Origin of the sequence: Streptomyces sp. NPDC058650 (genome assembly GCF_042717315.1) — a bacterium.
Lineage (GTDB): Bacteria > Actinomycetota > Actinomycetes > Streptomycetales > Streptomycetaceae > Streptomyces.
On the sequence record NZ_JBHXRL010000016.1, the window covers coordinates 166,819 to 187,663 of the forward strand.

The 20,845-nt window shown below is 71.7% G+C and carries 22 protein-coding genes; 11 read left to right on the forward strand and 11 right to left on the reverse strand.

Going from position 1 to position 20,845, the window contains the following annotated elements; all coding sequences use genetic code 11:
* Positions 1-28: 28 nt before the first annotated feature.
* Both ACFWWU_RS26315 and ACFWWU_RS26320 read right to left on the reverse strand, forming a co-directional pair.
* Entirely contained in the window at positions 29-817 is a 789-nt protein-coding gene (locus tag ACFWWU_RS26315; protein ID WP_384148359.1) for a hypothetical protein, read from the reverse strand.
* Positions 818-1,128: 311 nt separating this feature from the next.
* Positions 1,129-2,826 (reverse strand): PucR family transcriptional regulator, encoded by a 1,698-nt coding sequence (locus ACFWWU_RS26320; protein ID WP_384148361.1) that lies wholly within the window; start codon positions 2,824-2,826, stop codon positions 1,129-1,131.
* A 303-nt stretch (positions 2,827-3,129) separates the two neighbouring features.
* On the opposite strand from ACFWWU_RS26320, the gene ACFWWU_RS26325 reads away from it, so the two are divergent.
* The 5 genes from ACFWWU_RS26325 to ACFWWU_RS26345 all read left to right on the forward strand — a co-directional run bounded on the left by ACFWWU_RS26325 (position 3,130) and on the right by ACFWWU_RS26345 (position 9,965).
* A complete protein-coding gene (locus ACFWWU_RS26325; protein WP_150264953.1) occupies positions 3,130-4,020 on the forward strand; it encodes a xanthine dehydrogenase family protein subunit M in 891 nt (296 codons plus the stop codon).
* Between the two features lie 2 nt (positions 4,021-4,022).
* Positions 4,023-4,631: a (2Fe-2S)-binding protein gene (locus tag ACFWWU_RS26330; protein WP_384148363.1), complete on the forward strand. Its 609-nt coding sequence runs from the start codon at positions 4,023-4,025 to the stop codon at positions 4,629-4,631.
* A gap of 2 nt (positions 4,632-4,633) precedes the next feature.
* Complete coding sequence (locus tag ACFWWU_RS26335) at positions 4,634-7,033, forward strand: xanthine dehydrogenase family protein molybdopterin-binding subunit (RefSeq protein ID WP_384148364.1); 2,400 nt, start codon at positions 4,634-4,636, stop codon at positions 7,031-7,033.
* 281 nt (positions 7,034-7,314) lie between these two features.
* Positions 7,315-8,787 carry an NCS2 family permease gene (locus ACFWWU_RS26340; protein WP_384148366.1) on the forward strand — a complete coding sequence of 491 codons (1,473 nt, stop codon included), beginning with the start codon at positions 7,315-7,317 and terminating at the stop codon, positions 8,785-8,787.
* A gap of 41 nt (positions 8,788-8,828) precedes the next feature.
* Positions 8,829-9,965 carry an XdhC family protein gene (locus ACFWWU_RS26345; RefSeq protein WP_384148368.1) on the forward strand — a complete coding sequence of 379 codons (1,137 nt, stop codon included), beginning with the start codon at positions 8,829-8,831 and terminating at the stop codon, positions 9,963-9,965.
* A gap of 31 nt (positions 9,966-9,996) precedes the next feature.
* Here the strand turns inward: ACFWWU_RS26345 and ACFWWU_RS26350 are convergent, their stop codons facing one another.
* The 3 genes from ACFWWU_RS26350 to ACFWWU_RS26360 form a co-directional block, all read right to left on the reverse strand.
* A complete protein-coding gene (locus ACFWWU_RS26350) occupies positions 9,997-10,329 on the reverse strand; it encodes a hypothetical protein (protein ID WP_384148370.1) in 333 nt (110 codons plus the stop codon).
* A complete protein-coding gene (locus ACFWWU_RS26355) occupies positions 10,326-10,985 on the reverse strand; it encodes a TNT domain-containing protein (protein WP_384148404.1) in 660 nt (219 codons plus the stop codon). The genes ACFWWU_RS26350 and ACFWWU_RS26355 overlap by 4 nt, the downstream gene beginning before the upstream one ends.
* A 172-nt stretch (positions 10,986-11,157) precedes the next feature.
* Positions 11,158-11,763 carry a TetR/AcrR family transcriptional regulator gene (locus ACFWWU_RS26360; protein ID WP_384148372.1) on the reverse strand — a complete coding sequence of 202 codons (606 nt, stop codon included), beginning with the start codon at positions 11,761-11,763 and terminating at the stop codon, positions 11,158-11,160.
* 138 nt (positions 11,764-11,901) lie between these two features.
* On the opposite strand from ACFWWU_RS26360, the gene ACFWWU_RS26365 reads away from it, so the two are divergent.
* A complete protein-coding gene (locus ACFWWU_RS26365) occupies positions 11,902-13,053 on the forward strand; it encodes an acyl-CoA dehydrogenase family protein (protein ID WP_384148374.1) in 1,152 nt (383 codons plus the stop codon).
* A gap of 57 nt (positions 13,054-13,110) precedes the next feature.
* On the opposite strand, the gene ACFWWU_RS26370 is transcribed toward ACFWWU_RS26365, so the two are convergent.
* On the reverse strand, positions 13,111-13,677 hold the full coding sequence (locus tag ACFWWU_RS26370; protein WP_384148406.1) for a heme-binding protein: 567 nt from the start codon (positions 13,675-13,677) through the stop codon (positions 13,111-13,113).
* Positions 13,678-13,831: 154 nt separating this feature from the next.
* Positions 13,832-14,740 (reverse strand): transcriptional regulator CynR, encoded by a 909-nt coding sequence (cynR, locus tag ACFWWU_RS26375; protein WP_384148376.1) that lies wholly within the window; start codon positions 14,738-14,740, stop codon positions 13,832-13,834.
* A gap of 93 nt (positions 14,741-14,833) precedes the next feature.
* Here cynR and ACFWWU_RS26380 point away from each other — a divergent pair, with 93 nt between their 5' ends.
* Positions 14,834-15,436 carry a carbonic anhydrase gene (locus tag ACFWWU_RS26380; protein WP_384148378.1) on the forward strand — a complete coding sequence of 201 codons (603 nt, stop codon included), beginning with the start codon at positions 14,834-14,836 and terminating at the stop codon, positions 15,434-15,436.
* 39 nt (positions 15,437-15,475) lie between these two features.
* The gene (cynS, locus tag ACFWWU_RS26385; RefSeq protein WP_384148380.1) at positions 15,476-15,946 is read left to right on the forward strand and encodes a cyanase; all 471 of its coding nucleotides are present in this window, start codon (positions 15,476-15,478) and stop codon (positions 15,944-15,946) included.
* A gap of 7 nt (positions 15,947-15,953) precedes the next feature.
* On the opposite strand, the gene ACFWWU_RS26390 is transcribed toward cynS, so the two are convergent.
* Positions 15,954-16,565 carry a TetR/AcrR family transcriptional regulator gene (locus tag ACFWWU_RS26390; RefSeq protein WP_384148382.1) on the reverse strand — a complete coding sequence of 204 codons (612 nt, stop codon included), beginning with the start codon at positions 16,563-16,565 and terminating at the stop codon, positions 15,954-15,956.
* Between the two features lie 187 nt (positions 16,566-16,752).
* Between ACFWWU_RS26390 and ACFWWU_RS26395 the strand changes: the two genes are divergently transcribed.
* The 3 genes from ACFWWU_RS26395 (at position 16,753) to ACFWWU_RS26405 (ending at position 18,860) form a co-directional block, all read left to right on the forward strand.
* A complete protein-coding gene (locus ACFWWU_RS26395) occupies positions 16,753-17,514 on the forward strand; it encodes an SDR family NAD(P)-dependent oxidoreductase (RefSeq protein ID WP_384148384.1) in 762 nt (253 codons plus the stop codon).
* A gap of 112 nt (positions 17,515-17,626) precedes the next feature.
* Positions 17,627-18,334 (forward strand): TetR family transcriptional regulator, encoded by a 708-nt coding sequence (locus ACFWWU_RS26400; RefSeq protein ID WP_384148386.1) that lies wholly within the window; start codon positions 17,627-17,629, stop codon positions 18,332-18,334.
* Between the two features lie 139 nt (positions 18,335-18,473).
* Positions 18,474-18,860 carry a zinc ribbon domain-containing protein gene (locus ACFWWU_RS26405; RefSeq protein ID WP_384148388.1) on the forward strand — a complete coding sequence of 129 codons (387 nt, stop codon included), beginning with the start codon at positions 18,474-18,476 and terminating at the stop codon, positions 18,858-18,860.
* A gap of 80 nt (positions 18,861-18,940) precedes the next feature.
* Here the strand turns inward: ACFWWU_RS26405 and ACFWWU_RS26410 are convergent, their stop codons facing one another.
* From ACFWWU_RS26410 to ACFWWU_RS26420, 3 genes are all read right to left on the reverse strand, one after another.
* Positions 18,941-19,897, reverse strand: coding sequence for an electron transfer flavoprotein subunit alpha/FixB family protein (locus ACFWWU_RS26410; protein WP_384148390.1), 957 nt, complete (start codon positions 19,895-19,897; stop codon positions 18,941-18,943).
* A 39-nt stretch (positions 19,898-19,936) separates the two neighbouring features.
* A complete protein-coding gene (locus ACFWWU_RS26415) occupies positions 19,937-20,722 on the reverse strand; it encodes an electron transfer flavoprotein subunit beta/FixA family protein (RefSeq protein ID WP_384148392.1) in 786 nt (261 codons plus the stop codon).
* A 28-nt stretch (positions 20,723-20,750) separates the two neighbouring features.
* Positions 20,751-20,845, reverse strand: a 95-nt coding sequence (locus ACFWWU_RS26420; RefSeq protein WP_132919430.1) for an acyl-CoA dehydrogenase family protein, incomplete at its 5' end; no start/stop codon positions are given.

Here is a 20,845-nt window from a genome sequence, read left to right on the forward strand (position 1 = left end):
CGTCACTTTGGAGTTCCCGTCGGCGATTTCAGGTCGCCGTCCGGGGTGTCAGCTGAGCCGAGAGCCAGGTCGGTACGCCGCCGAGGAGGCGGAAGAGGCGCCTTGCCTCCGCGCGCAGCCGGCCCGCCTCCGGTTCCGTCTCCGTGTCGGCGAGGGCGGTGAGGGCCGGGGCCGTGCCGACCAGATAGCCCAACTCCTCGCGGATCCGCAGAGATTCGGCGAAGCCGTGCCGGGCCTCCGCCAACTCGCCCTCCCGCAGGGCCAGTCCGGCGAGATGACGCCAGGTGGAGGAGAGCAGCAGCGAGTCCCCCTGGTCCGTCGCTCCCGCGTGCGCCCTGCGGTACGCGGCGCGGGCCGCCTGCGGGGAGTCGCCGAGGTTCTGGGCGATGAGCCCGCGCCGGAAGTCCAGCAGGGGCCTGCCCCCGGCCGAGGGCCCGATCAGGGCCGCCGCCCGGCCCAGGGCCATCCGCGCCTCGTCGGCCCGGTCGCGTACCCCGAGGAGCGTGGACGCGTAGGCGAGATAGCCGCGTTCACAGGCGGCGGCCCCGCGCTCCTCGTCGGTACGGGCGATCGCCTCGGCCGCCCGGAGGGCCTCCTCGGCGTCGGCCCAGCCCTGTTCGGTGTAGAGACACCGCTCGATCAGCAGGGCCGCCCGTTCGAGCGCGGCGGCCGGTTCGGTCGCGTACGGGGCGAGCAGTGCTGCCGCGTCCGTCCAGCAACCTCGGGAGCGGAGCCGCCATATGGCGGTCTCCATGGGAGTCTCCTTGCCGTAGGCGAGGGACGGGTCTTCGCCACCCCTTGATTCGGAACCAGACATGGCGGTATCCGCCACATTGCCCTCCCCGAGCGCGCCATTGAGCTGTTGAGTAGACCCGCATCTCAGCACGAAGGGCAGCACCTGGCCAAGGGGTCAGGTGAAAGAATTCACAAGAGTGCGGCGCGGGCGGACGCCGTCGTCCGGACGGCGCCCGACAGCCCGTCAGATCGCTGTCGGGCCCGGGATCAGGCCCTGGCGCGGCCCGTCCGTCACCCCCGCCGACGGGCCGCCACCAGCCCGGATGTCACTCCTGCGGACTCCTCCGAAAGAGTGAATCCGCAGGACGCGGGTGCCCGTGGATCAGCCGTCGATCAGCTCATCCGGAGGGCGAGGAAGAAGTCGAGCTTGTCCTCCAGACGGGAGAGGTCGCGGCCCGTGAGCTGCTCGATCCGGCCCACCCGGTAGCGCAGCGTGTTCACGTGCAGGTGCAGCCGAGTGGCGCAGCGCGTCCAGGAGCCGTCGCAGTCGAGGAACGCCTCCAGGGTCGGGATGAGCTCCGCACGGTGGCGCCGGTCGTAGTCGCGCAGCGGGTCGAGCAGCCGGGCCGTGAACGCGCGGCGGACGTCGTCCGGCACGAACGGCAGCAGCAGGACGTGCGAGGCCAGCTCGTGGTGGCCCGCGGCGCAGACCCGGCCCGGACGGGCCGCGGCGACCCGGCGGGCGTGCCTGGCCTCCTCCAGGGCCCCTCGCAGGCCCTCCGCCGACTGCACGGCCGCGCTGACGCCGAGCGTCAGCCGCCCGTCGTCGGCGAGGCCGGAGGAGAGCGGGGCGCGTACGGCGGCGAGCAGCGCGTCCGCGTGCAGCCCGAGCGCGGTCGCCGCGCCCTCGTCCTCGCTGTCCGGCAGCGGCGCGGCGGCCAGCGGGACCAGCGCGATCGCCTCGTCGCCGCTGTGCGCGACGGCGATCCGGTCCGCGGACTCGGCGCCGACGGTCGCGGGGTCGACGAGGATCTCCTCCAGGAGCGCCTGGGCGACCGGGCCGCCGTCCACGGCGTTGCCCTGGCCGGCCTCCTGCTCCCAGTCGACACGGGCGACGACGACCTGCCAGTGCGGGGCCGTGCCGAGCCCGGGCAGCAGCACCGGGGCCGCGACCCGCAGGCGGGCCGCGATCTCGGCGGGCGCGGCGCCCGTCTGCACCAGCTCCAGGACCTCCTGGGCGAGCCGGCGCCGTACCGTACGGGCCGCGTCGCGCCGGTCCCGCTCGACGGCGATCAGCTGGGTAACGCCCTGGAGCAGGTCCAGCCGGGCGGCGGGCCAGTCCCCGGCGTCCGCCTCGACGGCGAGCAGCCAGTCCGACAGGACCGTCTCGCGCACGTCACGGGAGGCGGGGGCAGGGCCCCTGCCGGTGTTGCGGATCGGGAACAGCGAGTACGTCGTTCCGGCGACGCCCAGCCGGTGCGGGCCGCGCCGGCCGGTCCTGGTCGCCGCCAGGTGCTCGCCCGCCAGGGTCGCCGCGAGGCCGCTGTCGAGGGGCTCGCCCGCGCCCGCGATCTGGCGGCCGGTGGGGGACAGGACCCAGGCCCGGAGGTCCAGGTCGGAGCCGAGCAGGTCGAGGACGAGCTCGGGGCCGCCACCCGCCGGACCCGAGGTCATGAGCCGCCGGTGCCGGTCGACGACGGCCGCCAGGTCGCCCGCCCGCTCGCCGGAGACCTGTCGAACAACATGCTCGGTGATCGTCGCGAACGCAACGGTCTCGTTCACCGCGAAGAGCGGCAGCCGATGGCGCAAACACGCCTGTACGAGATCGTCGGGGATGTCGCCGAGCTCCGCCTCGCCCGCCGCGAGGGCAGCCACCCCGGCCGAGGCCAGGATCCGGACGAAGGGCTCGGCGTCGGCCGCGTCCCGCAGCCAGGCGAGGCCGGTGAGCACCAGCTCGCCGCCCGACAGGTACCGGCTGGGATCCTTGAGGTCCGTCGTCATCACGCCGCGGACGGTGCGGTCCAGCTCGTCCTCGCCGCCGAGCAGGCGCAGCCCCAGCGCGTCGTTCTCCAGCAGTGCGCGCAGCCGCATCGTGTCGCCGCCGTTCCTTCGATTGAGTGGTCGTGGGTGTCGCGTTGTCGACGGTGGCGTGGTGCCACCGTTTCCAGGGGAAAACGGAGAGGTTGCTGTTCCCCGCCTTTCGTTCGAATCTACAAGACGACAACAGGCACCAGCCAACTCCTTCATGTTTTCGGTGACTGCACCCGGGCGAAGGTGGCCTTGTGTACTAGGCCACACACCGCGTTAACAGCACATGAATAAGAAGTCGAGGGCCGGCCGTCCCCCCGGGCCCATGCGATCCCCGATCACTAGAAGCACTAGAAGAGAGCCACCATGGACTTCCTTCGCCCCGCCAGCTGGGAGGAGGCGCTCGCCGCCAAGGCCGAGCACCCCACGGCCGTGCCCATTGCGGGTGGCACCGACATCATGGTCGAGATCAACTTCGACCACCGGCGCCCCGAGTACCTCCTGGACCTGAACCGTATCGAGCTGCTGCGCGAGTGGGAGGTCGGGGAGGAGAACGTCCGCCTGGGCGCGTCCGTTCCGTACACCCAGATCATGGAGAACCTGCGGACCGAGCTTCCGGGTCTGGCACTCGCCTCGCACACGGTCGCCTCCCCGCAGATCCGCAACCGCGGCGGCGTCGGGGGCAACCTCGGCACCGCCTCGCCCGCCGGTGACGCCCACCCCGCCCTGCTCGCCGCGGGTGCCGAGGTCGAGGTCGAGTCGGTCCGCGGCAGCCGGTTCATCCCGATCGACGAGTTCTACACGGGCGTGAAGCGCAACGCGCTCCAGCCCGACGAGCTCATCAAGACCGTCCACGTCAAGAAGGCGGACGGCCCCCAGCAGTACTCCAAGGTCGGCACCCGCAACGCGATGGTCATCGCGGTCTGCGCCTTCGGCCTGGCCCTGCACCCGGAGACCCGGACGGTGCGTACCGGCATCGGCTCCGCCGCGCCGACCCCGATCCGCGCCAAGGAGGCCGAGGCCTTCCTGAACGCGGCTCTGGAGGAGGGCGGCTTCTGGGACAACGGCAAGATCATCACCCCGTCGATCGCGAAGCAGTTCGCCGACCTCTGCTCGGGCGCCGCCAACCCGATCGACGATGTCCGAGGCACCGCCAAGTACCGCCGTCACGCCGTCGGCATCATGGCCCGCCGCCAGCTCGGCTGGACCTGGGAGCAGTACCGCGGAACCGGCCGCACGCTTGAGGGAGCTGCATAACCATGCGCGTCAATTTCACGGTCAACGGCCGTCCCCAGGAAGCCGACGACGTCTGGGAGGGTGAGTCCCTCCTCTACGTCCTGCGTGAGCGGATGGGCCTCCCCGGCTCCAAGAACGCCTGCGAGCAGGGCGAGTGCGGTTCCTGCACCGTCCGCCTCGACGGCGTGCCGGTCTGTTCCTGCCTCGTCGCCGCCGGCCAGGTCGAGGGCCGCGACGTCGTCACCGTCGAAGGCCTCGCCGAGTTCGCCAAGGACCGCGCGGAAGCCCGTAGGGAGGAAGGTGCTTGCGCCACCGGCGCCTGTGGCACCTCGCTCGACGCCGCCAAGCGGTGGGAGTCGAAGCCCGGTCAGGACTCGCAGACCGGTGAGGGTGTCGAACTCTCCCCGATCCAGCAGGCGTTCATCGACGCCGGCGCCGTCCAGTGCGGATTCTGCACCCCCGGTCTGCTGGTCGCGGCCGACGAGATGCTGGAGCGCAACCCGTCCCCGACGGACGCGGACATCCGCGAGGCGCTCTCCGGCAACCTGTGCCGCTGCACGGGATACGAGAAGATCCTCGACGCGGTCCGCCTCGCGGCCGCTCGCCAGGAGCGTCAGGAAGAGGCGGTCTGACGATGGCTCAGAACACACGCACCGTTCCGGTGGGCACGCCCACCGACGTCACGCAGAACCACGTCAAGGGCGGCATCGGCGAGTCCACGCTCCGCCCCGACGGCACCCTCAAGGTCACCGGCGAGTTCGCGTACTCCTCGGACATGTGGCACGAGGACATGCTGTGGGGCCAGATCCTGCGGTCCACCGTCGCGCACGCCGAGATCGTCTCCATCGACACCTCCGAGGCCCTCGTGATGGACGGCGTCTACGCCGTCCTGACGCACGAGGACCTGCCGGCCGCGAAGAACTACGGCATGGAGTTCCAGGACACCCCGGTTCTCGCCTACGGCAAGGTCCGTCACCACGGTGAGCCGGTCGCCCTCGTGGCCGCCGACCACCCGGAGACCGCCCGCCGCGCCGCCGCGAAGATCAAGATCGAGTACCGGGAGCTCCCGCTCATCACGGACGAGGCCTCGGCCATCGCTCCGGACGCGATCCTGGTCCACGAGAACCGCGACGACCACCACTCCGGTCACGTCCCGCACCCGAACATCGTGCACCGCCAGCCGATCATCCGCGGCAACGCGACCGAGGCCGCCAAGAAGGCCGACGTCATCGTCACGGGCGAGTACACCTTCGGCATGCAGGACCAGGCCTTCCTCGGCCCCGAGTCCGGCCTCGCCGTGCCGGCCGAGGACGGCGGCGTCGACCTGTACGTCGCCACCCAGTGGCTGCACTCGGACCTCAAGCAGATCGCGCCCTGCCTCGGCCTCCCCGAGGACAAGGTCCGCATGACGATGGCGGGCGTCGGCGGCGCGTTCGGCGGCCGCGAGGACATCTCCATGCAGATCCTCGCGTCCATCCTCGCCCTCCGCACCGGCAAGCCGGTCAAGATGGTCTACAACCGGTACGAGTCCTTCTTCGGGCACGTCCACCGGCACCCGGCGAAGCTCTACTACGAGCACGGCGCCACCAGGGACGGCAAGCTCACGCACATCAAGTGCAAGATCGTGCTCGACGGCGGCGCCTACGCGTCGTCCACGGCCTCGGTCGTCGGCAACGCCGCTTCCCTCTCCGTCGGTCCGTACGTCGTCGAGGACGTCGAGATCGAGGCGATCGGCCTCTACAGCAACAACCCGCCCTGCGGCGCCATGCGCGGCTTCGGCGCGGTCCAGGCCTGCTTCGCGTACGAGGCCCAGATGGACAAGCTCGCGGCGAAGCTGGGCATGGACCCGGTGGAACTGCGCCGGCTCAACGCCATGGAGCAGGGCACGATCATGCCGACCGGCCAGGTCGTGGACTCGCCGGCGCCGGTCGCCGAGCTGCTCCGCATCGTCAAGGCCCGCCCGATGCCGCCGGAGCAGCAGTGGCTCGCGGCCGGCGAGGACGCGGACGTCCGCGCCCTTCCGGGTGGCCTCTCCAACACCACGCACGGCGAGGGTGTCGTCCGGGGCGTCGGCTACGCCGTCGGCATCAAGAACGTCGGCTTCTCCGAGGGCTTCGACGACTACTCGACCGCCAAGATCCGCATGGAGGTCATCAACGGCGAGGCCGTCGCCACGGTCCACACCGCCATGGCGGAGGTCGGCCAGGGCGGTGTCACCATCCACGCGCAGATCGCCCGTACCGAGCTCGGTGTCCAGCAGGTCACCATCCACCCCGCGGACACGCAGGTGGGCTCGGCCGGTTCGACCTCCGCGGGCCGCCAGACGTACATGACCGGCGGCGCCATCAAGAACTCCTGCGGGATCGTCCGCGAGAAGGTCCTGGAGATCGGCCGGCGCAAGTTCGGCTCGTACCACCCGGCGTGGGCCAACGCCGAACTCCTCCTGGAGGGCGGCAAGGTCGTCACCGACGGCGGCGACGTCCTCGCCACCATCGCGGACGTCCTGGAGGGCCAGGCCGTGGAGGTCGAGGAGGAGTGGCGCCACCGCCCCACCCAGGCCTTCGACCTCGTCACCGGCCAGGGCGACGGCCACGTCCAGTACGCCTTCGCCGCGCACCGCGCGGTGGTGGAGGTCGACACCGAGCTCGGCCTGGTCAAGGTCATCGAACTGGCCTGTGCCCAGGACGTCGGCAAGGCGCTCAACCCGCTCTCCGTCATCGGCCAGATCCAGGGTGGCACCACCCAGGGCCTGGGCGTCGCGGTGATGGAGGAGATCATCGTCGACCCGAAGACCGCGAAGGTACGGAACCCCTCCTTCACGGACTACCTGATCCCCACCATCCTCGACACGCCGACCATCCCGGTCGACTACCTCGAGCTGGCGGACCCGAACGCCCCGTACGGAGTGCGCGGCATCGGTGAGGCCCCGACCCTGTCGTCCACCCCGGCCGTCCTCGCGGCGATCCGGGCCGCGACGGGCCTGGAGCTCAACAAGACGCCGGTCCGCCCCGAGGCGCTCACCGGCACCCTCTAGGACTCTCCGGGCGGTGCGTGCCTCCCAGGAACGTCACACTTCCCAGCCCGCACCGCCCGGAGTACTTCCCCCCAGCGGTACCCGCAGTACCCGCACCACCGCAGTACCCGCACCACCGCAGTACCCCCGTAGTACCCGCAGTGCCGATTCATTCCGTTCGTCTCGGGCCGTCCCCCGGGTCGTGCAGCCCACGCAGCATCCCAAATCCCGCAGCTTCAACCAGATCAGAATCCCTTCGACGTCTGATGCGGGTGCCCCTTTGAACCTTGGGAGTAGGCCCCATGACCCAGTCGTCCGTGGAGCCCAAGACCGCATCGGAGGACGCGGGCTCCGGCTCCAACGTCCCCGCCGGCCGTTCTTGGCTCGACCGGTACTTTCACATCTCGGAGAGAGGATCCACCGTCGCGACGGAGATCCGAGGCGGCGTCACCACCTTCATGGCGATGGCGTACATTCTCCTGCTCAACCCGATCCTCCTCGGTGGACCGGACGTCGAGAAGAACGTTCTCGGCTCCTCCGCCGTCATCACGGCGACCGCCCTCGCGGCGGCGGTGACCACCCTGCTGATGGGCTTCATCGGCAAGGTCCCGCTCGTCCTCGCGGCCGGTCTCAGTGTCTCCGGTGTGCTCGCCACCCAGGTCGTGCCCCAGATGACCTGGCCGCAGGCCATGGCCATGTGTGTCGTCTACGGTCTGGTCATCTGCCTCCTGGTGGTCACCGGTCTCCGCGAGATGATCATGAACGCGATCCCGCTCGCGCTCAAGCACGGCATCACCATCGGCATCGGCCTCTTCATCGCGCTGATCGGCTTCAACAAGGCAGGCTTCGTCGGCGCCGGCCCGCAGTTCGGCCCGCCCGTCACCATGGGCTCCGGCGGTGAACTCGTCGGCTGGCCCGTCCTGATCTTCGCCGTCACCCTGCTCGCGATCTTCGCGCTCCAGGCCCGCAAGATCCCGGGCGCGATCCTCATCGGCATCGTCGCCGGCACGATCATCTCGCTGATCGTCAACGCGATCGCCGACATCCCGGCCAAGGGCCCGGGCGCCTGGGCCAACGGCTCGCCCGAGCTCAAGGGCAGCGCGGTCTCGACCCCGGACTTCTCGCTCTTCGGCGACGTCGACTTCGGCGGCTGGGGCGACGTCGGCTACATCACGGTCGGCGTGATCGTCTTCACCCTGGTCCTTGCCGGCTTCTTCGACGCCATGGCCACCATCATCGGTGTCGGCACCGAAGCCAACCTGGCCGACGACAAGGGCCGGATGCCCGGCCTGTCCAAGGCGCTGTTCATCGACGGCGCGGGCGGCGCGATCGGCGGCGTCTCCGGCGCCTCCGGCCAGACCGTGTTCGTGGAGTCCGCCACCGGCGTCGGCGAAGGCGCCCGTACCGGCTTCTCCTCCGTCATCACCGGCCTGTTCTTCGCGGCCTGCCTCTTCTTCACGCCGATCACCCAGATCGTCCCCCGTGAGGTCGGCTCCGCCGCCCTGGTCGTCATCGGCGCGATGATGATGATGAACGCCAAGCACGTGAACTGGGGCGACAGCTCCGTCGCCATCCCGGTCTTCCTGACCGTCGTGCTGATGCCGTTCACGTACAGCATCACCCCGGGTGTCGCGGCCGGTGTCATCGCCTACGCCGTCATCAAGGTGGCGCAGGGCAAGGCCCGCGAGGTCGGCGCGTTCATGTGGTGCCTGACCGGCATCTTCATCGTGTTCTTCGCTCTTCACCCGATCGAGAGCTGGCTGGGCGTCAGCTGACGTCGTACCGTCGCCCTCCGCACACACCCAAGGAGACCGAAATGCTGGACATCGCCGAAGAGCTGCACCGGTGGGTCGAGCAGGGACGCACGTTCGCCGTCGCCACCGTCGTGGCGGTCGGCGGCAGCGCGCCCCGGCAGCCAGGAGCCGCTCTCGCCGTCGACAGCGAGGGCACGGCGATCGGCTCGGTCTCCGGCGGGTGCGTGGAGGGCGCGGTCTACGAGCTGTGCCGGCAGGCCCTCGAAGACGGGCAGACCGTCGTCGAACGCTTCGGCTACAGCGACGAGGACGCCTTCGCGGTCGGCCTGACCTGCGGCGGCATCATCGACATCCTCGTCACCCCGGTCCGCGGCGGGGTCTTCCCCGCCGCGCTCGCCGCCGCCTCCACGGGGGAGGCGGCGGCCCTCGCCCGGATCGTGGAGGGACCGGCCGAGCTACGCGGCACCGCCCTCCTCGTCCGCCCCGACGGCTCGTACGAGGGGAAGCTCGGGGGCCACCCCGAGCTGGACCGCACCGCGGCGGGCGAGGCCCGCGCGATGCTCGACGCGGGCCGCACCGGCACCGTGGAGATCGGCGAGGACGGCAGCCGCTGCGGACAGCCGCTGACCCTCCTGGTCGAGTCCTCCGTCCCCGCCCCCCGCATGATCGTCTTCGGTGCCATCGACTTCGCCGCCGCCCTGGTCCGGGTCGGCAAGTTCCTCGGCTACCACGTCACCGTCTGCGACGCGCGGCCCGTCTTCGCGACGCCGGCCCGCTTCCCCGAGGCCGACGAGATCGTCGTCGAGTGGCCCCACCGCTACCTGGAGTCGACGGAGGTCGACGGCCGCACCGTGCTGTGCGTCCTCACCCACGACGCCAAGTTCGACGTGCCCCTGATCAAGGCCGCCCTGAAGCTTCCCGTCGCGTACATCGGCGCGATGGGCTCCCGCCGCACCCACGAGGACCGCAACAAGCGCCTGCGCGAGGTCGGCGTCACCGAGCTCGAACTCGCCAGGCTGCGCTCCCCGATAGGCCTCGACCTCGGCGCCCGTACGCCCGAGGAGACCGCCCTGTCCATCGGCGCCGAGATCGTCGCCAACCGGCGCGGCGGCACCGGCGCCTCGCTCACCGGCGCGCACACCCCGATCCACCACGACGGCCCCCGCGAGCCGGACGGCCGCATAGGGTCCGTTGCCTAGGGCCGGACCGCCTGAATCAAGGCGGGCGGAGTCACACGCCCAGCAGCGCGCGGAGGTGGGCGCAGGCTCCTGCCTCGGTGTCGTGCGTGGCGACGGCCTCGTGGGCCCCGCGCTCGTACACCCCGGTCTCCCACACCGTCGTGCCGCCGCCGACCCTGCCGGTCCCGCCGGCCCCGCCGTCACCGGCCCCGCCGCCGGTCCCACCGTCACCGGTCGAACCGTCACCGGCCCCGCCCGGCCTCGTCCGCAGATAGACGAAGTCGGGCGGGGTGGGCGCCGGTTCGTGGACGCCCTCGATCCAGTAGTACGCCTCGGGCACCCCGGCCTCCCGGAGTGCCCGTTCCAGCGCGTGGCGGTCGGTCACGCGGGGACGCGCACCAGGTAGCCGTTGTCGAGCAGCCACTTGACGCTGAGACGCTGGCCCTCGCCCGGGTTCAGGAACGCAGGGTCCAGCTTGATCTGGCGGCCACCGCCGGGCTGCTCGAACCAGGGCGCGATGGAGCCCTCCCAGACCACGAACGACCGCGTCACCTCGTACAGGTGGTAGTCGCAGGGGAAAGCGGCGTCGCGGGTGTTGAGGTTCTGCGGAGGCAGCGCCCGCTTGGCGTAGGCGTCACCTGCCGGGGCCAGGTAGGAGCCGAACTCCGAACCGAACCGGTCGAGGCGCTCGCCCTCCACCAGCAGCTCGGGCGCCTTGTCGACGGTGCCATTGACCTCGCCGAAGCCGTCGTTCGGCGGGTACTTCCAGCTTCCGGTGTCGGCCGGGCCCTCCCAGTACTTCTTGAGGAAGTCGGCGGAGGAGAGCTTCCCGGTCCGGTGGTAGCGGTTGAGCAGCGGGCCGACCGGCTCCTGCCACTTCTTCGGCAGGAACTTCGGGCCGAGTCGCTTGTCGCCCTGGAACTCCCCGGTGCAGGGCTCCGGGGGAGCGGCGTGTGCGGCCGCGGCCTGCTGCCGGGCGGGCGGCTCGGCGGGTGCGGCCTGCGCCGCGGGGGCCGCGGCGAGGGCGGCGGTCACGCCCATGGCGGCGAGCACGGCACGGATCCTGAAGGCGGTACGGCTGGGCTCCACGCGGAGGTCTCCCTGGGGACGGAGTGGTCAGTGGCGCCGCTCACGGTAGTGGATCACCTGCGCAGAGTGATCGAACGCGGACGGGATCCGGCCATCCGCGTTTCGCGTGCGCGGTCGCGCCCGCTCAGGCCTTCCGGAGTCCGCTGAGGAGCAGTTCGGCCAGCTGTTCGTACGCCTCGGCGTCGGCCAGGCCGGTCGCCGCGGCCACCTGGCGCCGCTGGATGCGGACCATCACCGAGGCGATGACGTCCGCCGCGAAGGTCACGTGCACCTCGCGGAAGACACCCGCGCGCACGCCCTCCTCGATGAGCTGTTGGACCCGGCCGGCCGCCGCGCGCGTGTTGCGCTCGTACACCTCGGCCGCGGGCTCGAAGGCGGCGACGTCGTCGAAGAACTGCGGCGAGACCGGCGCCAGCTCGGCCGAGACGGCGCGCAGATAGGCGGCCAGCCGCTCGGCGGGGTCGGTCGCGGCGGCGAGGACCGCCTCGACCCGGGCCGTGGCGCGCCGGAAGAAGTGCACGACCGCCGCCCGGACGAGCTGTTCCTTGCTGCCGGCGAGGCCGTACAGGGTGCGCTTCGAACAGCGCAGGCGGGCGGCCAGGTCGTCGAGCGTCAGGCGGGCGAAGCCCTCGCCGACGAGCAGGGCGACGAGCTCCTCGAAGAGGGCGGAGCGGCGGGCCGCCCCGCGGCCCGTCAGCTTCGGGGCGTCGGCGGAGGGGGTCTCGATCACCCGGCCAGTATTCCAGGCCACCCCTCGGCGGGATCTCGACCCCCGCTGAGGGGGGGTTACGCCGACACCCGCCTGCGCTACGCTAAGCGGTACTGCAGTACCTGCCCCAGTACCACTTTGCGCGCCGCTGGAGTCGCCATGGATGTCGACCGCCTGCTTCCCACCCCCGAAGCGGCGGACCTCATCGCCCTCACCCGGGAGATCGCCGACAAGGAGCTCTCTCCGCGGGTGACCGAGCACGAGGCCGCCGAGACCTATCCCGAAGGTCTCTTCACCACCCTCGGCGAGGCCGGGCTCCTCGGCCTCGCCTACCCCGAGGAGTACGGCGGCGGCGGCCAGCCGTACGAGGTCTATCTCCAGGTCCTGGAGGAGCTCGCCGCCCGCTGGGCGGCCGTCGCCGTCGCCACCAGCGTCCACACACTGGCCTGCCACCCCCTCCACACCTTCGGTACGGCGGAGCAGAAGGAGCGCTGGCTGCCCGCGATGCTGGAGGGCCGGACCATCGGCGGCTACAGCCTCTCCGAACCGCAGGCCGGCTCGGACGCGGCAGCCCTCTCCTGCAAGGCCGAGCTCCAGGACGACGGCAGCGGCTACCGCGTGACCGGCACCAAGGCCTGGATCACCCACGGCGGCCGGGCCGACTTCTACGCGCTCTTCGCCCGTACCGCGCCCGGCAGCCACGGCATCTCGTGCTTCCTCGCCCCCGGCGCCACCGAAGGGCTGAGCTTCGGCCTGCCCGAGCGCAAGATGGGCCTCCAGGCGGTCCCGACCACCTCCGCGTACTGGGACGGCGCCCTCATCGACGCCGACCGGCGCGTGGGGGAGGAGGGGCAGGGCCTCCAGATCGCCTTCAGCGCCCTCGACAGCGGCCGCCTCGGCATCGCCGCCTGCGCGACCGGCCTCGCCCAGGCCGCGCTGGACGCCGCCGTCGACTACGCCAACGAACGAACCACCTTCGGCCGCCGGATCGTCGACCACCAGGGCCTCGGCTTCCTCCTCGCCGACATGGCCGCCGCGGTCGACGCGGCCCGCGCCACCTACCTGGACGCGGCCCGCCGCCGTGACCTCGGCCGCCCCTTCAGCCGCCAGGCCAGCGCGGCCAAGCTCATCGCCACCGACACGGCCATGAAGGTCACCACGGACGCGGTCCAGGTCCTCGGTGGCTACGGCTACACCCGCGACTTCCCGGTGGAGCGCTTCATGCGCGAGGCGAAGATCATGCAGATCTTCGAGGGAACGAACCAGATCCAGCGGCTGGTCATCAGCCGCGGCCTGGCGCGCCCGGAGTAGGGCTGATCCCGGCGGGGCGGCCTACGTTCCGCGGGTGGCCTGCTTGCCGCGCACGGCCTACTTGCCGAGCGCGGCCACGCCGGCCTGGGCGAACTTCTCGTCGAGGTCGCCGGAGGGGGCGCCGGCGACGCCGATGCCGGCGATGGGCGCGCCCTTCGCGGTGACGGGGGCGCCGCCGCCGAGGAAGAGGGTGCCGGGGATGTCCTTGAGGTTGGGGGCCTGGGCGAGGCGCTTGGCGAGCTCGGAGGTGGGGGCGTTCCAGGAGACGGCGGTGTACGCCTTCTTCGCGGCGGACTCGTAGGACTGGGGGCCGGCGCCGTCGCCGCGCAGGGTCACGAGGGTGTTGCCGTTGCGGTCGACGACGGCGACGGAGACGCGCTGGTTCTCCTTCTCGGCGGCGTCCAGCGTCGCCTGCGCGGCCTTCGTCGCGGCCTCGATCGTCAGGTGCGTCGAGGCCGTCGTGTTCTTGTTCTTGGCGTCCGCCTTCGCGACGGCGGCGGCCGGGGCGGCCGCCGTGTCCTCGCCGGTGGCGCTGGCGGAGTAGGCGCCGAAGCCGCCGAGCGCGATGGCCGCGGCGAGTGCGCCACCGGCCACGGCACGGGTGCGCGAGGAGGCCTTCTTCACGTGCTTCATGGGGTCTGCTCCAGTGAACTCGGGGAACCACGAGGGCCGTCGGGAAGCCGGGGCCCGCTCTCTCCCTTCCATCCTGGTGTCGTCCCGCGCCGCACCCTGTCGGCGTCCCGGCTGCACCCGGAGGACTCAACGGCCGACCCCCGGGTCAACCGATCGGATGACCCCGCTCCGTCTCGTCGCCCTCCAGGGCCAGTTCGGCGAAGGCCTCGGCCGCCGCGCTCCGGTAGCCGCCGGAGCGGCGCAGCAGGGCGACGCCCCGGGACGGAAGCGCGGGGGAGAGCGGAACGGGCGTCAGGTACGGGTGGTCCCGGGCGACGGCGTCGGGGAGGACCGTGGCCAGGTCGGTACGCCGGACGATCTCGGTGAGCGCGCTGACGGAGTTGGCCTCCACCGCGATCCGGGGCTCGACCCGGTGCTCGGCCACGTAGGCGTCCACGTGTCGCCGTGTCGCGAAGTCCTCGGTCAGCAGCGCGAGGTGATGTGAGGTCAGCTCCGCCACGGGCAGCGGCTCCGTGCGGCCCGCGTACGGGTGGGCGGGGCCGACGACGAGACCGAGCGTCTCGGTGAAGAGCTCCACGGCCTCGACGCCCGGGAGATGGACGCCGTCGAAGGCGATGCCGAGATCCACCCGGTCGGCGAGGAGTTCGGCCTCGATGCGGTCCTGCGTCAGCTCCCGCACCTCCACGGTGATGCCGGGGTGGCGCGTGTGGAACGCGGCGACGAGCGGACCCGTGAGGTACGCGGTGAAGGTGGGGGTGACCGCCAGCCGGAGGAGGCCGCGGGACAGGTCCCGTACGTCGAGCACGGCCCGCTCGCCGGCAGCCAGGTCCCGGAGCGCGCGCCGGGCGTACCGCGCGTAGGTCTCCCCGGCGTCCGTGAGGCGCACGGTCCGGCCGGTGCGATCCAGGAGCTGGGCCCCGAGCGCCTTCTCCAGCTGCTTGATCTGCTGGGACAGCGTCGGCTGGGCGATGCGGAGCTCCTCGGCGGCGCGGGTGAAGTTGGCGTGCTCGGCGACGGCGAGGAGATAGCGGAGGTGGCGGAGTTCCGGCTGCATGAGGCCAGTGTACGGCTGGTATAGATCGCATCTATGGCCGAGATCGATGACCGGTCTTGGACGCTATAGCCCCTGGTCGTGCAGGGTGAAGGCATGCCTCATCTCGCCGAGGGAATCGACCGCTTCCAGCGGGAGGTCTTCCCTGCCAAGGCCGGGCTCTTCGCCCGCCTCGCCACCGTCCACCGCCCCCGAACCCTCTTCATCGGCTGCTCCGACGCCCGCGTCGTCCCCGAGCTGATCACCCAGACCGAGCCGGGCGAGCTCTTCGTCATCCGTACCGCCGGCAACCTCGTCCCCGCCCACGCCCCGGGCACCGACGCGGTCTCCGCCGGCGTCGAGTACGCCGTCGCGGTCCTCGGCGTGCGGGACGTCATCGTCTGCGGGCACTCCGCCTGCGGCGCGATGACCGCGCTCGCCGAGGGCCACGACCTCGGTTCCGCGCCCGCCGTCGCCGCCTGGCTTCGGCACGCGGACGCCTCCCTGGCCCGCGCCGCCGCGGCTGGACACCAGGGGGACGTGGCCGCCCTGGTGCGCGAGAACGTCGCCGCCCAGCTGGCGAACCTCGCCACCCACCCCTCCGTCGCCCGCGCGCTGGCCGCGGGCGACATCCTGCTGCACGGCTGGGTCTTCGACATCGCGGAGGGCTCCGTCCAGGAGCTCGACACCGTCGCCCGCCCCGCCCTCGCCGCCGCCTGACCCCCGAGATCCCCCACAGAAACGAAGGACGTACTTCTCATGGTGCACGCCCAGTTCGACCCCACCGCCCGCCGCGAGCTCGCCCTCGCCGCCGTCGAGGCCAAGACCGTCAAGGACCTGACCTGGCAGCGGATCGCGGACGCCGCCGGATTCTCCGTCGCCTTCACCACCGCCGCCGTCCTCGGCCAGCACGCCCTGCCCGAGGCGTCCGCGCGGGCGGTCGCCGAGCTCCTCGGCCTGGACGAGGACGCCGTACGGCTGCTGCGCACGATCCCCTCCCGGGGATCGATCGACGGCGGCATCCCGACCGACCCGACGATCTACCGCTTCTACGAGATGCTCCAGGTGTACGGCACCACCCTGAAGGCCCTCGTGCACGAGGAGTTCGGCGACGGCATCATCTCCGCGATCAACTTCACGCTGGACGTGAAGAAGGTCGCCGACCCCGAGGGCGGCGAGCGCGCCGTCATCACGCTCGACGGCAAGTACCTGCCGACCAAGCCCTTCTGATGAAAGGTCAGTTATCAGTGGGGGGCGCCGCCGCGCCGAGCAGGGTCAGGGAGTTCGCCCACATGACGTCGAAGCGCCCCACGTCGTCGTACAGCTTGGCGAAGAGGACCTGGCCCTCCAGCTGGGCGACGAGGGACCGCGCGGCCTCGTGGGCGTCGGCGACGGTGACCTCGCCGCGCCCGCGGGCCTCGGTGACGGTCCCCTCCACCAGGGCCACCTGCTCGTCGAAGATCTCCCGCAGGCGGTCGCGCACGGTCGCCGTCCCGGTGCTCATCTCCAGGGCCAGGTTGCCGAGGAGGCAGCCCGTGACGGTGCCGCAGCTCCGCTGTCCGGTGCGCAGTTCGGCCGCGGTGGACTCGTAGAGCCTGCGCAGCCTCTGGAGGGGCGGGACGTCCTTGTCCAGCGCTCGCGTCCACTCGGCGCGCTGGACCGTCCAGTGCTCGTCGATCACGGCGAGGGCCAGCTCTTCCTTGGAGGCGAAGAAGTAGTAGAAGCTGCCCTTCGGGACCCCGGCCGCCTTGCAGATCTCCGCCACCCCCAGGGCGGAGTAGCCGCGCGACAGCATCAGCGTCTTCGCGGCGGTCAGGATGCGCTCCCGCGCGTCACTCGTTCGCCCCATGGCGGAAGTGTACGACCGGTCGACTACCGCCGGAGGATGTCTTGGTTCCGCTTCCGGGGCGCTGCCTGCGGTTCTATGGTGGGCGGCGCAGATCGCGCGGACCGCGCGGTTTTCCGCGGGTACGCGCCCGATCCGGCGGCCATCCCGGCGGCAGGGTCCCACCCGCACGACACGAACGAGGAGTTCCATGGACATCGCCGGCTCCGCCGCTCTCGTCACCGGCGCCGCCTCCGGCCTCGGCGCCGCCACGGCCGCCGCGCTCGCCGCCCGCGGCGCCGCCGTCTACGGCCTCGACCTGGACAAGGCCGTCGCGGCCGCCGGGCCGCTGCCCGACGGCGTGCGTCTGCTCGCCGCGGACGTCACCGACGAGGACCAGGTACGCGACGCCCTGGCCGCGATCGACGCCGACGGCGCCGAGCTCCGGCTCGCCGTGAACTGCGCGGGCATCGCCCCCTCCGCCCGCATCCTGGGCCGCAAGGGTCCGCACGACCTCGACCTGTTCCGTACGGTGCTCAACGTCAACCTGCTGGGGACGTTCAACGTGATGCGGCTCGCCGCCGAGGCCATCGCCCGGCACGAGCCCGACGAGCACGGGCAGCGCGGCCTCGTCGTGAACACCGCCTCGATCGCCGCCTTCGAGGGCCAGGTCGGCCAGATCGCCTACGCCGCCTCCAAGGCGGGCGTCGCGGGCATGACCGTCACCGCGGCCCGTGACCTGGCGCAGTTCGGCATCCGGGTCGTCACCGTCGCCCCCGGCATCGTCGACACCCCGATGATGGCCGGATTCGGCGAGGACGTCAGGGCGGGTCTCGCGGCGAGCGTCACCTTCCCGCAGCGCCTCGCGCGCCCGGAGGAGTACGCCCGGCTGGTCACGATGATCGTCGAGCACGACTACCTCAACGGGGAGACGATCCGGATGGACGGCGCCCTGCGCATGGCCCCGCGCTGACTGGTGGGGCCGGGGCCCCTCTGACCCTCCGTACCCTCGATGCGGTACTCAGTGCCGGAATCACCCGGCACCAAGTGCCGCATCGGGCGGTTCGGGTGTTAGGTTCGGGGCCATGGGAACTGCCTCGACGAACTCTCCGAAGCCCGCGATGCGGGACTCCCTCATCGCCGCGGCCTTCCAGCTCTTCCTTGAGCGCGGCTACGAGCAGACCACCGTCGACGACATCGTCGCGCTCGCGGGCGTCGGCCGCCGCTCCTTCTTCCGGTACTTCCCGTCGAAGGAGGACGTGGTCTTCCCCGACCACGAGCAGTGCCTCGCCGACATGACCCGCTTCCTCGCGGCGAGCGCCGACTCCGACGACCCGATCGTCCGCGTCTGCGACGCCGCTCGGCTCGTCATGCGGATGTACGCCGAGAACCCGACCTTCTCCGTGCAGCGCTACCGGCTCACCCGCGAGGTGACCGGACTGCGGACGTACGAGCTCTCGGTCGTCTGGCGGTACGAGAAGACCCTCGGCGACTATCTGCGCACCCGCTGGGCCGACCGCCGGGACGGCACCCTGCGCGCCAACGTGGTCGCGGCGGCGGTGGTCGCCGCCCACAACCACGCCCTGCGCCACTGGCTGCGCTCGGGCGGCGAGGGCGACCCGCTGGCGGAGGTGGACCGGGCCCTGGAGTTCGTACGGGCGACCTGGAGCCCGGACGCGGTGGCGGACGCGCCGGCCGAGGAGAACGAGGACGTCGTGGTGGTCATCACCAAGCGGTCCACGCCGATGTGGCGCGTGGTGCGCGAGGTGGAGTCGAGCCTCGGCGAGGGCTGAGGGGCGGCCCTGCGCCTCCCGCGGGGCCCAGGGGTTCTCGGTATCTCGAATTGAGGGAACTCAGGTCTTTATTTGATGGCACTCAGTGCCATATCTTTGCCCTGCACGGTCGAGCCGCCGAGTGCAAGGAGAAGGCATCGTGTTCCACACGGGACTGAGGAGCGGGACCGCCGTCCAGGCCGAGGAGTCGGCCCCCGACTCCGAGCTCTACTTCCAGCGCTGCCGCTGGTGCCACACCACGACGTTCCAGCGCCTGCTCTGCCCGACCTGCGGGTCGACCGAGCTCACCCCCGAAGTCAGCGAGGGTGAGGGCGTGATCTCCGTACGGCGTGGGGTCGCCGCGGCCGACGCGGACCTCTGGCCGGTGTACATGTCGGAGGGCTTCACGGTCCGCTGCCGCGTCGACGGGCCGCTGCACGCGGTACGGCCCGGGGTCCGGGTCAAGCTCTCCTCCGGCGTCGGGGTGACCGGACGCAGGCCGGTGGTCCGGCTCTGCGAGGAGGTCCCGCTCGACGGCTGGTTCTGACGCGCGACGCACACGGAAGGGGCGGGTGGCTGGCACAGAGTGCCAGCCACCCGCCCCTTACCGTTGGGCGACGAGGACGGTCAGCGGGCGCCGATCTCGTCCGTCAGCTGCGGCAGTACCTCGAAGAGGTCGCCGACCACGCCGTAGTCCACGAGGTCGAAGATCGGGGCCTCGGCGTCCTTGTTGACGGCCACGATCGTCTTCGACGTCTGCATGCCCGCCCGGTGCTGGATCGCGCCGGAGATGCCCGCCGCGACGTACAGCTGCGGCGAGACCTGCTTGCCGGTCTGGCCGACCTGGTTGGCGTGCGGGTACCAGCCCGCGTCCACGGCGGCGCGGGAGGCGCCGACGGCCGCACCGAGCGAGTCGGCCAGCTTCTCGACGACCGCGAAGCCCTCGGCCGCGCCGACGCCACGGCCGCCGGAGACCACGATCGCGGACTCGGTCAGCTCGGGGCGGCCGGTGGAGACGCGCGGCGTGCGCGAGACGACCTTCGCGGCGTTGCCGGTGAAGGCGACGGCGACGTTCTCGACCGTGCCGGCGGCCGGGGCGGCCTCCGGGGCGGCGGAGTTCGGCTTGACGGTGATGACCGGGACGCCGTGCGAGACCGTCGAGCGCACCTGGTACGAGGCGGCGAAGACGGACTGGGTGGCGACCGGGCCGTTCTCGCCGGCCTCCAGCTCCACGGCGTCGGTGATCAGACCGGAGCCGAGGCGCAGGGCGACACGGGCGGCGATCTCCTTGCCCTCGCCGGAGGAGGTCACCAGGACGGCGGCGGCCCCCTTCTCCTTCGCGAGCTGGGTCAGCGCGTCGACCTTGGGGACGACCAGCTGGTCGGTGAACTCGGCGCCGTCCGCGACGTACACGGTGGCCGCGCCGTACTCGCCGCCCGTCGCGGCGATCGAGGCCGCGGCCTCGCCCGCGCCGAGCACGACCGCCGAGGGCTCGCCGATGCGGCGGGCCAGGGTGAGGAGTTCGAGGGCCGGCTTGCGGACCGCACCGTCGGCGTGGTCCACGAGAACCAGGATCTCAGCCATGATTCATTGCTCCTGAGTGGGTGTCTGGCTGACGGTGGGTCAGATGAACTTCTGGGTGGCGAGGTAGGCGGCGAGCTGCTTGCCGCCGTCGCCCTCGTCCGTGACGATCGTGCCCTGCGTACGGGCCGGGCGCGCGGCCACCGCGTCGACGAGGGTCCAGGACCCGGCGAGGCCCACCTCGTCGGCGTCGATGTCCAGGTCGTCCAGGTCCAGCTCCTCGACCGGCTTCTTCTTGGCGGCCATGATCCCCTTGAAGGAGGGGTAGCGGGCCTCGCCGGACTGGTCGGTGACCGAGACGACGGCCGGCAGCGGGGCCTCCAGGAGCTCGGTGGCGGAGTCGCCGTCGCGGCGGCCCTTGACCGTGTCGCCGTCGACCGAGACCTCGGAGAGCAGCGTCACCTGCGGCACGTTCAGCCGCTCGGCGAGCAGGGCCGGCAGGACGCCCATCGTGCCGTCGGTCGAGGCCATGCCGCAGACGACCAGGTCGAAGCCGGTCTTCTCCAGGGCCTTGGCCAGGATCGCGGAGGTGGCGATGACGTCGGAGCCGTGGATGTCCTCGTCGTTGACGTGGACGGCCTTGTCCGCGCCCATCGACAGCGCCTTGCGCAGCGCGTCCTTGGCGTCGTCCGGGCCCACGGTCACGACGGTGACCTCGGCGTCGTCGGACTCCTCGGAGATGCGCAGGGCCTGCTCGACGGCGTACTCGTCGAGCTCCGACAGCAGACCGTCGACCTCGTCGCGGTCGACCGTCAGGTCATCGGCGAAACCGCGGTCGCCGGTCGCGTCGGGGACGTACTTCACACAGACAGCGATCTTCAGGGTCACGGCCTGTCTCCTTCCAACAGACTTGTGATTACGGGAGGTTGCGGGCCATGACGATGCGCTGGACCTGGTTGGTGCCTTCGTAGATCTGGGTGATCTTGGCGTCGCGCATCATGCGCTCGACGG

What these genes read in the sequence shown, in the direction of transcription:
- ACFWWU_RS26315 (WP_384148359.1), bottom strand. Translation starts at nt 817, where the DNA reads ATGTCTGGTTCCGAATCAAGGGGTGGCGAAGACCCGTCCCTCGCCTAC.
- ACFWWU_RS26320 (WP_384148361.1), bottom strand. Translation starts at nt 2,826, where the DNA reads ATGCGGCTGCGCGCACTGCTGGAGAACGACGCGCTGGGGCTGCGCCTG.
- ACFWWU_RS26325 (WP_150264953.1), top strand. Translation starts at nt 3,130, where the DNA reads ATGGACTTCCTTCGCCCCGCCAGCTGGGAGGAGGCGCTCGCCGCCAAG.
- ACFWWU_RS26330 (WP_384148363.1), top strand. Translation starts at nt 4,023, where the DNA reads ATGCGCGTCAATTTCACGGTCAACGGCCGTCCCCAGGAAGCCGACGAC.
- ACFWWU_RS26335 (WP_384148364.1), top strand. Translation starts at nt 4,634, where the DNA reads ATGGCTCAGAACACACGCACCGTTCCGGTGGGCACGCCCACCGACGTC.
- ACFWWU_RS26340 (WP_384148366.1), top strand. Translation starts at nt 7,315, where the DNA reads ATGACCCAGTCGTCCGTGGAGCCCAAGACCGCATCGGAGGACGCGGGC.
- ACFWWU_RS26345 (WP_384148368.1), top strand. Translation starts at nt 8,829, where the DNA reads ATGCTGGACATCGCCGAAGAGCTGCACCGGTGGGTCGAGCAGGGACGC.
- ACFWWU_RS26355 (WP_384148404.1), bottom strand. Translation starts at nt 10,985, where the DNA reads ATGGGCGTGACCGCCGCCCTCGCCGCGGCCCCCGCGGCGCAGGCCGCA.
- ACFWWU_RS26365 (WP_384148374.1), top strand. Translation starts at nt 11,902, where the DNA reads ATGGATGTCGACCGCCTGCTTCCCACCCCCGAAGCGGCGGACCTCATC.
- cynR (WP_384148376.1), bottom strand. Translation starts at nt 14,740, where the DNA reads ATGCAGCCGGAACTCCGCCACCTCCGCTATCTCCTCGCCGTCGCCGAG.
- ACFWWU_RS26380 (WP_384148378.1), top strand. Translation starts at nt 14,834, where the DNA reads ATGCCTCATCTCGCCGAGGGAATCGACCGCTTCCAGCGGGAGGTCTTC.
- cynS (WP_384148380.1), top strand. Translation starts at nt 15,476, where the DNA reads ATGGTGCACGCCCAGTTCGACCCCACCGCCCGCCGCGAGCTCGCCCTC.
- ACFWWU_RS26390 (WP_384148382.1), bottom strand. Translation starts at nt 16,565, where the DNA reads ATGGGGCGAACGAGTGACGCGCGGGAGCGCATCCTGACCGCCGCGAAG.
- ACFWWU_RS26395 (WP_384148384.1), top strand. Translation starts at nt 16,753, where the DNA reads ATGGACATCGCCGGCTCCGCCGCTCTCGTCACCGGCGCCGCCTCCGGC.
- ACFWWU_RS26400 (WP_384148386.1), top strand. Translation starts at nt 17,627, where the DNA reads ATGGGAACTGCCTCGACGAACTCTCCGAAGCCCGCGATGCGGGACTCC.
- ACFWWU_RS26410 (WP_384148390.1), bottom strand. Translation starts at nt 19,897, where the DNA reads ATGGCTGAGATCCTGGTTCTCGTGGACCACGCCGACGGTGCGGTCCGC.